Raw genomic sequence first — 13,404 nt, 5'->3', positions numbered from 1 at the left:
GGCTACCACTCAACAACAACGGGTTGTTCGAGGTAGGGGTTGTGGTGTGCGCGCAGGCTTTCTTTGGCGGCTTCTTCGGAGTTTAGCCCCTGGTCGATGCTGCCGTCGTTGTAGCGCAGGGCGAAAGGCTGGTTAAACGGCCGCGAGCGCACGCAGTCATAAAAGGCTTTCAGGGTATGGCAGGTTGTCGCTGTCATTTTGCTGTTACTGGTGTTGTCACTGGACATAGTTCACCTCGCGCGTTCAGTCGATGCAGATTGATCCACTGTTGTTCAAAAAGTTCGTTAAAAGCGGCAGCCCTGGCCAGCGCCCGTTGAATGGTGGCTTCGTCGGCTTCGACAATAACCTGCAGCCGCATAGGCCGGTGCACAAAGTCGCTACCGTTATGCACTGACTGCCAGGCCAGCCCCTGCCGCAAGTCCCCACCGTTGCCTTCAAAAACACCAATGTCGTTGGCTACCCGGTTATGCAGCAGCTTATTGCCGCTGCCCAGTTGCTTAGGCTCGGTTACTGAGCAGTAGTACTGCCAGTTTATCCAGTTAGCAACAAGGCCCGGCGCGCTCATTAGCTGAGCCAGCAGTTCGCCATTAGGGTCGTTTTTACTGTTGTAGTCGTGCAGAAAGTTACTGCCGATAGTTTCAGCTGAGGTTAACCGCTCAGACTGTCCGAAAAATAAAACGTTGTTGTCAGCCAGCCCCCACTCCGGGCGTAATTCAGCCCAGTGGCCGGAGCGTGTTTTACGGTCTTTTACTGACTCGCCGCTGGCCTGGGTTAGCTGTTCCGTTGCTGCGCTAAACACTTGTTTGACGCTGTCCGGCACCGTATTGGATAACCAGATAACCTCGTCGGTTACGGTTTCGTGCATAGCGGAATGGAACTGAGTAGCTTCGGGAATAGCGACGCCCCGCTCACGTAAGTGTTCACGAATGTCCTGTTTGTTAAGCAGCCGTACTAACACCCGGGCACTTAACGCTCCGGTTTGACCGCCGCAGGCGCCGCAATTAAGACCGGCGCGCTGGGCGTTGTTACTGTGATGCGAGCCATGCCCGACCAGCACAATATGCTTCGCAAAATGGGTAAACTGCATTCCCGCCAGAGCCTGCTGGCAAATGCTCACCAACGATTCCATTGACGCCTCGCCGCTGTGCTCACAAATGCTGCCGTCGGCAATGTACGCATTATTAGCCGTAGCCAGTTGTCCGGGCACACCGGTGAGTAAGGACTTCAGTTTACTTAAGCCCAGCGCCTCAACGCCGCTGAACATGGATACCGGCGCATTGAACATATTGCTTAATAAGGAACCAACCGATTGCTTGCGCGCTGGTGCTTTAATGTAGTACGCCGGTTGCAGTAACCCCGGTACATGAGGAACATCGCGACCTTTGCGCTGAATGGCCAACGGCACCCCAAAGAACCCGGCAAAACCTTTGCTTTGTACTAAGCTACCCAGGCTTTTTCCCGCCTGTTCCAGCGCACGACGATAACGCTCTGAGCGCACGTCGATGCAAAATACCGCTTGCACGTCCGGCGTGTTGTTCTCTTCTACTGTGTCGGGCTTAAACTGCAACGTATTTAGCTGCGAGCGTTCGTAAGCCGCCTGCCACTGCCACAATAAGCTATTGTGCTGCTCTATATGAGCCACCTGCCCTTCGCAGTTTTCAATTTGTGCGCTTAAGGCCTGCTGTAGCTGCTGGTAAACCTTAGTATTGGTGCGCTCGGCCAGTTGCCACAGAATATATTCCCAGGCCAGCCGAATGCACAGCAACTCGAATACCCACTGGCTGTCCTGGCGGGCGTCCTGATACGCAAATGCGGCAGCCCAACCCCATAAGTCACTGATAAGCGCCTGGCTGTAACAACGCAGAGCGTAATCTGACGCGTTACTTAAAAAGTTGTCATGGCACACCTGAATAAGCGTGTGCGGATCGTCCGGCAATTGTGCGAATAACTCGGTGAGTTCGGCTTCGTCCATTAAGGTTTCAATGCCGCGATCGGCACGTGAAATAGTCAGCCAATGCTGATACAACGAACTGTCTTTGCCTGCCTGCTGAAAGCGGGTTGGAAACTGCATAAACAAGCCACAGGTTTGGCTAATTTGCAGCACCACTTCGTCGTTCCAGCGCATTTTGCGGCGGCGCCGCGTGTATTTGTCCACCAACTGACTGAGGTTACGCCACTGCGGAAGCTGCGCTTTTAGCAGGGCGCGTTGCTCCAGCTCGTTTACCATTTTGTTGGTGACCAGCCCTGCGTCTATTCTGTTTTGCTGCCATTGTTGCCAGTAAAAGTCCGGGCTCATGAGCAAACGTGTACCGGCGCTGTAACGCCAATGCGCGGCAACACCGGCTAGCGGCTGCTGGCGGTAATGCCAGAAGGGGTTAACCGCTATCCACTGAGACAACGGCCATTGTGGCGCAACGGCTTTACTCACCTGCCCGGCAATAGTCGCTAAACGATTCGCTGTGCTCATGAGTGTCTCTCCCGCTGAATGCGGCCCTGCCGCTGGTAGTAGTGAATGGGGTGACTGGGCCAGAGCCACAGCACCAGCCGAGTTAACCATTCGTCGAGATACAGCCCGGCGTTTAAGGTAATGAACCAGCGCTGGCTAAGCCGGTGCGACGGCGTGTGATGCACCAGCCAGTAAGTAAAAGCGAAGGCGTTGAACATAAGGGTTACCGCAGGTTCCAGCCAGACACTGCTGAACGGTGGCTGTGGCTCAATAACCTGGTGCGCCAGCGCACCCAGCAAAAGATAAACCACGACAGTTAACGCCGATACCGCAATTCGCAGCAACTTCTGATGCAGGTTCATCCATAAGGTAGTGAGTGCCATAGCAAGTAACGCCGAAGGAAGCCATTTGGGGTTGCCCAGAAACCACCAGCTGGCGGTGGCAATAATGCCCTGAAATGCTATAAAGACAACGCCAATACGCCACAGTGAACGTGCCTTGGGCTGCTTTATTATTGCCACCTCGCTTACCGACAAAAACGCATGGGCTTTATAAACCGAGTGCGCCACCAAATGCAGTAAAGCTAAGTCATAATAACCCAGACCAATTTCCAGCAGCATAAGCCCCATTTGCGCGCTGGTAGACCAGGCTAAGCGCACTTTTATGCTAATGCGCGTGGCCATAATAAGAGCGGCGAAGCAGCACGACGCTGCCGACACCAGACACAGCAACCACACGGCCGGCGCGCTGTTACTCCACAGCGGAACGGTTGCCAACAGCAAAAAACCGCCCAGGTTAATAATGCCGGCATGCAGTAAAGCAGAAACCGGAGTTGGTGCTTCAACCACCTGAATAAGCCAGCCGTGCAAAGGTAGCTGGGCGCATTTAATGAGCGCCGCCATGACCAGACACAGCGCGGCAATGTGCTGAGAGAGGTGCGTGGGGGTAGTGCCGAACTGCTGCAAGACGGTGTCCAGCTGCAGACTGCCGGTTGTTAAATACATAATGATAAAAGCCGTGCCCAGAAAGGTTTCGGAGCAGCGTGCCAGAATGAACTTTTTATGGGCAGCCAGTACGGCGCGGTCACGTTCGGGATAGAACATAAGCAGGCTGTGCAACTGCAGGCTTATTGCCATCCAGGCGGCGAAAAAGACAATAAGGTTATTGCTGACAATAAGGATGAAGACCGCTAAAAGGCAGCCAACCAGTTTGGTGACGAATGCGCGGCGGCGCGGATCCAGTCGGAAATTTCTGAAGGCGTAGCGCGTAACGACCCACGCTAATACTGCAACCAGCACCAGTAAAACCGGTCGTATGCCCGATAGTGTCAACCATTCCGCCATGAATGCGCCTCGTGTGTCTTGTTTGGAGCAATTATGGGTGCTGGCTTGATGTTAAGTAAAATAGATATAAACTATAAATTCATTCGTTTTAAGTGAACGGTTGGTGAGCCCGATGAATTATAAGCACCTTTATTACTTTTGGCACGTGGCAGAAAACGGGCATTTAACCCAAACCGCACAGAAGCTTCATGTGTCGCAGTCGGCATTGTCGGCGCAGATAAAGCAGCTGGAAGAGTGGCTGGGTACGCCGCTGTTTGAGCGCACAGGGCGTAAGTTAGTACTGACTCAGGCCGGGTACATTGCGCGCCAGTATGCAGATCGCATTTTTCACGAAGGTGAGAACCTGGTTAACCAGCTAAAGCAAGGCATGGACGGCAGTGATTTGGTTGTGCGTATTGGTCATGCCTCGACTATGTCACGTAACTTTGTGGAAGCTTTTATTCATGAGTTGATACACCAGCAGGATGTTCAGTACCGGCTGCATTCGATGACACCGGACCAGTTATTTAATGAGCTGGCGGATCATCAAATTGATATTGCGCTGGCCAATACCAGTGTGCGCGGCAGCGACAAACAGCTGTGGCAGAGCCGTTTACTAGCGCGGCAGCCAGTGTCTGTTATTGGGCCGCCGGGGCGTGACATTGAGCAGTTAACCGATGTGGCTTTGCGTAATAATAACTGGGTGTTACCGCCGGAGAATATGCCGCTGCGGGCCGCGTTCGATATGCTCAGTGCAGAATACAACTGGCAGCCGCGGGTGCTGGCCGAAGCCGACGATATGGCAATGCTGAGACTGTTAGCCAGGGATACCGGCGCGCTGGCGGTTATTCCGGACGTTGTGGTGCGGGACGAGCTGACCAGCGGGCAGTTGAAGCGCTATTTAACCCTGCCCAATGTGTTCGAGCATTTTTACGCCATAACCCTGAAGCGCCCGTTCGAACACCCCATGGTCGCCAAGCTGCTGCAGCGGTTTGTTTAATGTTACGAGAGCTACACCCACCGAATGGGCTGGCGCCCGTGTTGCTGTAAATAATCGTTGGTTTTGCGGAAATGGTTGGCGTCGAAGAACCCGCGATGCGCTGATAACGGCGATGGGTGCGGTGCGGTCAGTATGCAATGTTTGTTGCCGTCAATAAGCGGTATTTTCTTCTGCGCGTGCGAGCCCCAGAGCAAAAACACCACATGATCGGTTGCGTCCGACACTTTGCTGATAACCGTATCGGTAAAGGTTTCCCAGCCCCAGCTAGCATGACTGTGCGCATTACCCTGCTCTACCGTGAGTACCGTATTCAACAACAACACGCCCTGCTCGGCCCAGCCGGTTAAATCGCCATGCTGCGGTAAGACGGTGTCGGGGTAGTCTATGGCTATGGCTTTAAACATATTGCGCAGCGACGGCGGAAACTTTACGCCTTCGGGTACCGAAAAACTTAAACCATGCGCCTGACCGGGGCCGTGGTATGGGTCCTGCCCCAGAATAACCACTTTAATGCTTTCCGGGTCGGTGAGCTTAAGCGCGTTGAAGACGTCTTCTTTGGGCGGATACACCACGGTTTCCTGCCGCGCCTGCTCTACGCGCTGCCACAGTTGCTGAAAATAAGGCTTCTGCTTTTCTTCGGCTAAAAGAGTGCTCCAGGGCATGGTCTTATTCCTTTGTTTTGTGTCAGGCTACAATTAATTACGTTTCATAACCGTTAGGGTTTTGGCGTTGCCACCGCCAGGCGTCTCTCACCATATCTTCCAGACTGTGTTGTGCCGTCCAGTTTAGTTCTTTCTGGATTTTCGCGGTGTCTGCCCAGAATGCCGCTAAGTCACCCTGTCTTCTCGTTTCAAAGGTAAAAGGTACTGACACATTATTCGCCTTCTCGAAGGCCTTAACCATGTTCAGCACGGACACTGGCTGACCGGTCCCCAGATTATAAACATGCACTCCGGGCTGCTGTGCGCATTTTTCTGCTGCCACCCTATGGCCTTTCGCTAAATCGACCACATGCAGATAATCACGCTCGCAGGTACCGTCCTGAGTCGGATAGTCGTTTCCGAAAACAGACAGGGTGTCTCTTCGCCCTATGGCTACCTGTGTGATAAAGGGTAACAAATTATTAGGAATACCTTTTGGGTCTTCACCAATGAGTCCGCTGGGGTGCGCGCCAATAGGATTAAAATAGCGAAGTAAGCTGACCGACCAGTCCGGGTCTGCATGAGCTAAGTCGGTGAGTATACGCTCCACTATGGCTTTGCTCTCCCCATAAGGGTTGGACGTACTGCCTCGCGGCATAGATTCAACATAAGGCACAGGCGCTTCAGCGCCATAAACCGTTGCTGAAGAACTGAAAATAATGCTTTTCACCCCAGCCTTACACATGGCTGTGCATAGAGAGACTGTACCGCTAACGTTCGTATCATAATATTCAAGAGGTTGAGAGACACTTTCGGCAACTGCTTTTAAGCCCGCGAAATGAATAACACTATCTATATTGTGAATACTCAACAATTGCTCGACTTTGGCGGTATCGCGAATGTCCCCTTTAACGAAAACGGGTTTTTTACCGGTAATTTGCTCCGCCCTCTTAAGGCTATGATCTGAGCTGTTAACTAAGTTATCCAGAACTACGACCTCATGCCCTGCAGTTAATAACTCAACCACTGTGTGTGAGCCGATGTAGCCCGCACCTCCGGTAACTAAAATTTGTGACATAACAGCCCAGACTTGATAAACATTGCCTTCCATTTTAGCCAATTCTTTACAGGATAACGACCCAATTCTGATACAATTACCGCAGATAAAACACTAAAGGCTTTGTATGAAAGTAATGCATTTTGTCACCGGAGGCTTCTCCGGTGGCGCAACCCAAGTCGCTCTATCTTTGGTAAAGGCTGGCCAACAACAAAATGATATTGAAAGCGTATTGGTTCTTCGGCGCAAGGCGCATATGCCAAAAGCTCGTGTTGAACAGTTAAAGCAAGAGGGTTTGAAAATTGAAACCGTCAATAGCTGGACACACATCACAACAATTTTTGCACTTATACATTTATGCCGTAAGCACAAACCAGATATTTTTGTCGCCCATGGATTCAGTGAGCACTTATGGGGGCGAGTTGCTGCTGTGCTTGCACGTGTGCCTAGAATTGTTCATGTTGAGCACAATACACGGGAGCGTTATAACCGCTTTCGTCTGGCTCTTTCCTCATTTTTAAACCGCTATACCGATGCCATTGTGGGGTGTTCTGAAGGTGTTAAACAAGTTTTACTGGAGCGAGGTTATTTGCCTCAAAAATGTTATGCAATAAGCAATGGTATTCAGTTAGCCCCGTTTGAAAAGACTCCCGCGGCGTGGGAAGTCCGGGAACGTCAAATTGTCATGGTATCGCGCATTGCAAAACAGAAAGATCATTCCACCCTAATTAGAGCAATGTCCAAGCTAAAAGAGCGTGGCATTGACGTGCCATTGAAGATAATTGGTAAAGGAAAAAACAAAAATCTTTTGCCATTGAAACGCTTAGTTAGTCAGTGTGGACTATCGGACAATATTGAATTTATGGGGTACCGCTCCGATGTACCTGCGCTGTTAATGCAAAGTCAGGTCTTCGTGCAATGCACTCATTATGAAGGTATGCCTTTAACTTTAATAGAAGCCATGGCGGCAGGTTGTGCCGTGATTGGCAGCGAAGTTCCGGGCGTAAAAGAAGTGATAGAACCTGAGCGTACCGGATTGCTCCACGGTCATGAGAATGATGAAGAACTGGCTAACGCTATTGAGCTCATACTAAGCAAGCCGGATTTAGCCAAAGATATGTCGACCAATGCTCGCAATGTCGCTTTTGAGAAATTCAGCACCGAGATCATGCATGACAATTACCATCAATTATTCAGAGATTTAACTCATAATGAAGTTTAATATTTTTCTAATTAACCTTGACCGCTCAACTGAAAGGTTACAGCGAGCTTCTGATCAAATTGAAAAGACTGGGTTCACGTTTGAACGTGTCGCGGCGGTGGATGGCGCAACACTAACCGACGATAAAATAGCCGAGGTATTCGACGCAAAAACTGCAAAAAGGCGATTTCAGTACAACTTGACTGCCGGCGAGATTGGTTGTTACTTGAGTCATATAAAGTGTTGGGAAAAAATTATAGAGGATGATCTGGACTATGCCGTTATTCTGGAAGACGACTTGCTATTAGACCGCCAGTTTGCGTCAGTTATTTCAACCATCCCTCAACTTAAAAGCGACTGGCATTATTTAAAACTGTCTTGCCCTTTTAAACCGAGGCCCTATAAAGCCACTGAGACCGTAATGGGCGATGATAACTTAGATGTGTCATTAGTTAACTACAAGAAGAGCCCGACAGGAACCGTCGCTCAGGTCGTAAGTCGCGAAGGCGCGAAGCGTTTGCTGGCTAAAAAGCCGCCATTCTTCCGACCCATTGATATTGATTTGCAATGGTCCTGGGAGGTTGGTATTACAATTCAGGGGCTTGTTCCGTATGTTGCTGATGTATCAGACGAGCCTAGCGAAATACAGCGCATAGCTAAGCGTAAAGAATTAAAGCAGCGCCCGTTTAATAAGCTAAAAGAAACCGTTCGCTTTAAATTGAAACGTTAACTTCAACTTTTAATTTAAAAATTTTATGACTTTAAATAAAGTTAAACAAAGGGAAGCCGCAATGCTAGCGACAATAAATACCTTATGGATAGGGAAACTGACACGGTTAGAGAAGGTATGTCTTTCTTCTTTTCTTTTTCACGGCCATCAGGTCAATGTGTATTCATACCAGGATCTAGAGGGGCTTCCAGAAGGAATTAAGCAAAAAGACGCTAATGAGATAATCCCTGAGTCTGAGATATTTTATTATGGCCGCTCTGCTAGAAAAGGGCGTGGCAGTGTTGCAGGTTTCGCGAATAGGTTTCGCTATGAATTGTTAAAGAATAGTGCTAACAGTTACTGGGTAGATACTGATGTTTTAGCACTGAAACCCTTTTCTCTAAACGCTGAATTAGATTTCGGCTGGGAAAGTAATAAGCTTATCAATAATGCGGTTATTGGCACTAAAAGCCCTAACCATGAATTATTCAACACATTAAGTAACGCCTGTGAATCGCCGTTCAAGATTCAACCATGGGATAATGTAAAAGTTAAATATAAAAAAGTTAGGGCTAAACTTCACAAGAACAGCACCGAGTTTATGCCCTGGGGGCTCACCGGCCCTAAGGCTTTAACAGGTGCGGTAAAGGAGCTTAAACTTCAGCACCTTACTAGCCCTTACTACACTTACTATCCGGTTAGCTATGCCAACGCTTCCTTAATTTTTGAGAGTTCAAAACAATTGGTTATTCCAGACGAAGCTAAGAGTATTCATCTCTGGAATGAGGTATTAAGAAGAGATGGCATAGATAAAGACAATAAATTTAAAAGCGATTCAATTTATGAGAAATGGGCAACTAAGTTAGGTTATTAACCTTAGCTGCCTTTTGCTATGTTGAAATACCAGCGACAAGCTAACAAAACCCTCAGGGTAAATAGAATCTAACGGCTATCCCTGGCCGTTAGATTACTCTGGTTATTCGTCCCGGTATTTTTCGAACCAATGCAGAATGTAAGCCACTTTGTTCATCAGGTTACTTGGCCGCGCGTAAATACCATGGCCTGAGTCCTGAATGCGAACCATAGCGGTGTCCACACCTTTCAGTTTCAATGCCTGATAATACTGCTCGGTTTCTGACATTGGCGTACGGTAGTCATTTTCACCGGTCAACAGCATGGTTGGCGTAGTCACATTGCCGACATAGCTGATAGGCGAATACTTCATGTAATGTTCCATATTCTCCCATGGCAGACCCGGGAACCAGTACTGATAGAAAAAGTTATACATATCGGCAGTGAGCACAAAGCTGTACCAGTTAATAACCGGCTTAGCCACAACCGCGGCTTTAAAACGGTCGGTGTGTCCGACTATCCAGGCGGTTAGCACGCCACCGCCACTACCACCAGTAACGTAAAGCTCGTCTTTATCGATAAAGCCTTTGTCTATAACCGCGTCTACACCGTCCATTAAGTCGTTGTAGTCGTGGCTTGGGTAGTTATGGTGAATTTCATTGGCAAAGTCCGAACCGTAACTGGTACTACCGCGCGGGTTGGTATAAAGCACCACATAGCCTGCCGCTGCAAACAACTGAATTTCAGCCGCAAAGCGAGGACCATAGTTAGTGTGCGGGCCGCCGTGAATTTCCAGCATTAGCGGGTAGTCTTTGTCTTTATCGAAACCCGGCGGGTAGGCTATCCAGCCCTGCAGGTCGATGCCGTCAACGCTGGATTTATAGCGAATCTCTTCTACTTTGGCTAATTGCTTATGCGCCAGTGCGTCTTCGTTTAAACGAGTTAGCTGCTGTACGTCGCCGTCGTCCCAAAGTGCCAGCTCCGCCGGACGCATTGGGTTAGAGATGGTGAACGCTAAACGGTCACCTTTGGCTACGCTGAAGTCACCACCGCCGTATGGACGGGCGTAAGACAACCCACCCACGCGGTCGGTAAGTTTCGTATGCTCTCCATTTAATGTGGTGCGGGCCAGTTGGCCAATACCATTGTCGTCGTAGGTAAAGTACACACCCTGGCTGTCGCTGTCCCACTCAAAGCCTGTAACGCCTCGGTCTAAGTCTTCCGTCAGCAGTTCGACGTCGGAACCGTCTAAGTCCATTACGTATAAATTAGCCGCCTGAAAGCTCATTTTGGTGTCGTCATAACCAGTAAAAGCAATTCTCTCACCGTCGGGAGACACTTTTGGCGAACCATCGGGCCCGTCACGTTCTGTCATTGCGGTAATTTCTTTGGTACTTAGAGTTAAGCGGTAAATTTCGCTGTTAACCGGCTGGCGAAAAGCATCATCACGACGGTTTGCCGAGAAGAAAATATGCTTACTGTCCGGAGACCAGGAGAGTTGTCCACCATGATTAAACTCTTCGTCAGTTAACTGACGCGGAGAGCCACCGGTTGCCGGTATCACGTAAATTTGCTGGTGTCCGTCTTTAGCGTAACCACCGCCGTCATAGCGATAGTTGCCTTTGTCGATATATTTAGGCGCAGCAGTCCAGTCCGCACCTTCAGGTTTGCCCGGTAAGCTGACCGGTGCAGGCTGTGATTTCGGCGTAAACATGGAAAATGCGATCTGGCTGCCATCGGGTGACCAGCTTAAGCCTGACGGTGCTTGCGTTAACTGGGTAACCGCCGCGCTGTCACCGGAATCGACCCAGTAAATATGAACCTGTGGCGAGCCGGTTTCGGTTGAGACGTACGCTAAACGGTCGCCACTTGGTGACCAGACCGGCTGGCTTTCACTGCCCTGACTACCGGTTAACGGCCGAATATCACCGTCTGGCAGGCTGGCCCATAAGCGCCCCACTTTGCGGTCGTTGTTTATGTCCATAGACTGGCGGACAAATACCGTCCATTCGCCGCTGGGGTGAATAGTCGGTGATGATGCGTATTCCAGCGTAAAGATGTCTTCTAACTGGAGTTTTTCCTGGGCTACCGCTGTGCCCGAAAGCATCAGCGCCGCCGCTGTTATTATCCATTTTTTCATTGTTGTTCTCCCCGAAAATAAAAAAACCGCCTCAGTAGAGACGGTTTTATCGTGATTCGCACATTAATTCAATGTACTAGAACGCGTATGAGAAGCTGACTGACGCAAAGTCGCGATCAGTTGTGGCGTCATAGTCACTACCTGAAAAGGTGGTGTAACCCAGGCTAACTTTGTAAGTTGACAGATAATCTGCCACTAAGTTAAGACCCAGAGATTTGCGATCTTCAATAAAGTTGCTGTTAGGCGAGTAACCGTTAACGTCGTGGTTAAACTGAACCACTGGCGTTAGACCCCAACCTTGCCAAACATTATTATATTCAAACTGGAAGCGGGTACGGTAGCCCCATGAAGTAGAGGTAACGAAACCGTCGCAGTTACCGACCCGGCTCTGGAGTTGTTCTGCTACACCGCTTTCACCAGCTTGCTCAGCTGCACCAATAAGCGGAGCCATGTCGGTTTGAGTTAAGCATTTACCAAACAATGGCAAACGACCGTAACGCTGCTCTTGAATACCGGGCATGTCGTGAACACTGTTCATGGCGATTTCACCCACGAAAGTCATGCGATCAGAACCCCATAAACGGTCAACGAAACGCACAAAACTCATTTGAGCCTGGCTAACATCTAAGCGGTCATAGCCATGCGCAACTTCTTCACCACCGATTGCTACATCATTAAAACGATCTGAGAAGGTGCTTGGCACTTTAGGTCGAAGACCAGTCGTTAATAGCTCGGTGGTATTAATTTGCACTGGCACACCGTCGCGATAGCTGTACTCACCGGCAACAGTCCACAAACCGATATTTGAACTAAAGCTAAAACCATAAACTTCAGTGTCTTCCGGATACTCTAACACTAAACGAGGGCCATCAATTGGATAGCCATTAGGCGAGGACCAGGTAAAACCAAGATCCAACGGCGATACGCCTTCTTCACTTGGACGAGGATCTACTGCCCAGTTATAAGCCGAAATAATAGGCGTGTTGTTATGCAGGTTCAGGTAATAAACACCAAATTCAGTGTCTAAATCCATTGAATAATAACGCAGGTTAGCACCCCACTGACCACTGTCAGAGGCTTCTAAAACTGGGTTACTACCGATATAAGCGCCTGCTTGTACCGATTCAAAGTCACTTAGGTAACTGTCAGGGTCACCCGGAACTAATTGCGGGTTAAGCGTAACCTTACCGCAGCCTGGGCCACCGATAATATCAACGCTTGAGAAAAAGGTACCGCACCCATCAAGCTTGGTGTTATCCCACTCGTATTGGTAAAAAGCTTCTAAGTTCAGTGTATTGGTTAAACCAATGCTGGTGCTGAACATACCAACTGGCAGCAAAGCCTCTTTAACTTCAGCGCCCGGGCGACGCGATGCGTTCACGTCTAACGGGTTAATGTCATTAATACCATTGAAAACGAATGTACTTTCGCCCCAGCTCAATACCTGACGCCCCAAACGAACGTTAGTTGGCATACCGCCTAAGTCGAAGTTAGCATAAACAAAAGCATCCAGTAACTCGACGCCTTTGCCCTGAGAGTAGTCATCAAAAATGTCGTCGTTCAGTTTAGTGTCCGGGTAATAGTTGTTACCCGCATGACCATGGGCCATATTCTCTTCTGAAACAACGTGATCGTACCAATAATTAAAACGGATAAAGGCACCATGGTTGCCACCATCAATGCTTAAATCATGTACGCCTTTGAATACCGATGACACTAAGTCACCTTTATCGAAGTTCAGGTTGCCATCGTCTCCGACACTCGAACCTGCTGTGCCTCCAGCCATATTGCCAGGATGGATAAGATGATTAGCCTGATCTTCCATACGCCACGAAGCGCCGTAAGACAGAATAGAATCGAATTTAATTTCATAATCGCCGACTTCAAAGTCAGCTGCCTGGCCTGATGCTGCAAAGCTCAGTGCAATGGCCGTAGCCAGAGGAAGTTTTTTTAGCATAGTTGTTCTTCTTTTCATTGTGAGCCACCTAATCTTTTTAACTTGTTTGGCGGTTATGTCTGAATCATGTCCGATGAGT

Annotated in this window: 11 protein-coding genes; 4 read left to right on the top strand and 7 right to left on the bottom strand. The window is 49.3% G+C overall.

The window, feature by feature from the left end:
- Positions 1 to 2: 2 nt before the first annotated feature.
- The 3 genes from ACN0TF_RS10005 to ACN0TF_RS09995 are packed head-to-tail and all read right to left on the bottom strand — an operon-like array spanning position 3 to position 3,789.
- A complete protein-coding gene (locus ACN0TF_RS10005; protein WP_417441799.1) occupies positions 3 to 227 on the bottom strand; it encodes a hypothetical protein in 225 nt (74 codons plus the stop codon).
- The gene (locus tag ACN0TF_RS10000; RefSeq protein ID WP_417441798.1) at positions 194 to 2,467 is read right to left on the bottom strand and encodes a putative inorganic carbon transporter subunit DabA; all 2,274 of its coding nucleotides are present in this window, start codon (positions 2,465 to 2,467) and stop codon (positions 194 to 196) included. The genes ACN0TF_RS10005 and ACN0TF_RS10000 overlap by 34 nt, the downstream gene beginning before the upstream one ends.
- A complete protein-coding gene (locus ACN0TF_RS09995) occupies positions 2,464 to 3,789 on the bottom strand; it encodes an NADH-quinone oxidoreductase subunit L (protein ID WP_417441797.1) in 1,326 nt (441 codons plus the stop codon). Before ACN0TF_RS09995 ends, ACN0TF_RS10000 begins: the two co-directional genes overlap by 4 nt.
- 112 nt (positions 3,790 to 3,901) lie before the next feature.
- On the opposite strand from ACN0TF_RS09995, the gene ACN0TF_RS09990 reads away from it, so the two are divergent.
- Positions 3,902 to 4,768, top strand: a complete 867-nt coding sequence (locus ACN0TF_RS09990) for a LysR family transcriptional regulator (protein ID WP_153849870.1) — start codon at positions 3,902 to 3,904, stop codon at positions 4,766 to 4,768.
- A gap of 11 nt (positions 4,769 to 4,779) precedes the next feature.
- Here the strand turns inward: ACN0TF_RS09990 and ung are convergent, their stop codons facing one another.
- Both ung and galE read right to left on the bottom strand, forming a co-directional pair.
- On the bottom strand, positions 4,780 to 5,430 hold the full coding sequence (gene ung / locus ACN0TF_RS09985) for a uracil-DNA glycosylase (protein WP_417441796.1): 651 nt from the start codon (positions 5,428 to 5,430) through the stop codon (positions 4,780 to 4,782).
- Between the two features lie 37 nt (positions 5,431 to 5,467).
- A complete protein-coding gene (gene galE, locus ACN0TF_RS09980) occupies positions 5,468 to 6,520 on the bottom strand; it encodes a UDP-glucose 4-epimerase GalE (RefSeq protein WP_417441795.1) in 1,053 nt (350 codons plus the stop codon).
- Between the two features lie 73 nt (positions 6,521 to 6,593).
- On the opposite strand from galE, the gene ACN0TF_RS09975 reads away from it, so the two are divergent.
- The 3 genes from ACN0TF_RS09975 (at position 6,594) to ACN0TF_RS09965 (ending at position 9,250) form a co-directional block, all read left to right on the top strand.
- The gene (locus ACN0TF_RS09975) at positions 6,594 to 7,688 is read left to right on the top strand and encodes a glycosyltransferase (protein ID WP_417441794.1); all 1,095 of its coding nucleotides are present in this window, start codon (positions 6,594 to 6,596) and stop codon (positions 7,686 to 7,688) included.
- Positions 7,678 to 8,397: a glycosyltransferase family 25 protein gene (locus tag ACN0TF_RS09970; protein WP_417441793.1), complete on the top strand. Its 720-nt coding sequence runs from the start codon at positions 7,678 to 7,680 to the stop codon at positions 8,395 to 8,397. Before ACN0TF_RS09975 ends, ACN0TF_RS09970 begins: the two co-directional genes overlap by 11 nt.
- A gap of 61 nt (positions 8,398 to 8,458) precedes the next feature.
- Positions 8,459 to 9,250 (top strand): hypothetical protein, encoded by a 792-nt coding sequence (locus tag ACN0TF_RS09965; protein WP_414018871.1) that lies wholly within the window; start codon positions 8,459 to 8,461, stop codon positions 9,248 to 9,250.
- A 102-nt stretch (positions 9,251 to 9,352) separates the two neighbouring features.
- Here the strand turns inward: ACN0TF_RS09965 and ACN0TF_RS09960 are convergent, their stop codons facing one another.
- Both ACN0TF_RS09960 and ACN0TF_RS09955 read right to left on the bottom strand, forming a co-directional pair.
- Complete coding sequence (locus ACN0TF_RS09960) at positions 9,353 to 11,368, bottom strand: prolyl oligopeptidase family serine peptidase (RefSeq protein ID WP_417441792.1); 2,016 nt, start codon at positions 11,366 to 11,368, stop codon at positions 9,353 to 9,355.
- 76 nt (positions 11,369 to 11,444) lie between these two features.
- Positions 11,445 to 13,343: a DUF1302 domain-containing protein gene (locus ACN0TF_RS09955; RefSeq protein WP_417441791.1), complete on the bottom strand. Its 1,899-nt coding sequence runs from the start codon at positions 13,341 to 13,343 to the stop codon at positions 11,445 to 11,447.
- Between the last annotated feature and the right edge of the window lie 61 nt (positions 13,344 to 13,404).

The organism is Idiomarina sp. (assembly GCF_048265525.1).
GTDB lineage: Bacteria > Pseudomonadota > Gammaproteobacteria > Enterobacterales > Alteromonadaceae > Idiomarina.
The sequence above is the reverse complement of the archived record's forward strand: the minus strand, read 5'-3'. Positions and strand labels throughout refer to the sequence as shown.

Excerpts from the sequence above, each read along its gene's own strand:
- ACN0TF_RS10005 (WP_417441799.1), bottom strand. The coding sequence starts at position 227 with ATGTCCAGTGACAACACCAGTAACAGCAAAATGACAGCGACAACCTGC.
- ACN0TF_RS10000 (WP_417441798.1), bottom strand. The coding sequence starts at position 2,467 with ATGAGCACAGCGAATCGTTTAGCGACTATTGCCGGGCAGGTGAGTAAA.
- ACN0TF_RS09995 (WP_417441797.1), bottom strand. The coding sequence starts at position 3,789 with ATGGCGGAATGGTTGACACTATCGGGCATACGACCGGTTTTACTGGTG.
- ACN0TF_RS09990 (WP_153849870.1), top strand. The coding sequence starts at position 3,902 with ATGAATTATAAGCACCTTTATTACTTTTGGCACGTGGCAGAAAACGGG.
- ung (WP_417441796.1), bottom strand. The coding sequence starts at position 5,430 with ATGCCCTGGAGCACTCTTTTAGCCGAAGAAAAGCAGAAGCCTTATTTT.
- galE (WP_417441795.1), bottom strand. The coding sequence starts at position 6,520 with ATGGAAGGCAATGTTTATCAAGTCTGGGCTGTTATGTCACAAATTTTA.
- ACN0TF_RS09975 (WP_417441794.1), top strand. The coding sequence starts at position 6,594 with ATGAAAGTAATGCATTTTGTCACCGGAGGCTTCTCCGGTGGCGCAACC.
- ACN0TF_RS09970 (WP_417441793.1), top strand. The coding sequence starts at position 7,678 with ATGAAGTTTAATATTTTTCTAATTAACCTTGACCGCTCAACTGAAAGG.
- ACN0TF_RS09965 (WP_414018871.1), top strand. The coding sequence starts at position 8,459 with ATGCTAGCGACAATAAATACCTTATGGATAGGGAAACTGACACGGTTA.
- ACN0TF_RS09960 (WP_417441792.1), bottom strand. The coding sequence starts at position 11,368 with ATGAAAAAATGGATAATAACAGCGGCGGCGCTGATGCTTTCGGGCACA.
- ACN0TF_RS09955 (WP_417441791.1), bottom strand. The coding sequence starts at position 13,343 with ATGAAAAGAAGAACAACTATGCTAAAAAAACTTCCTCTGGCTACGGCC.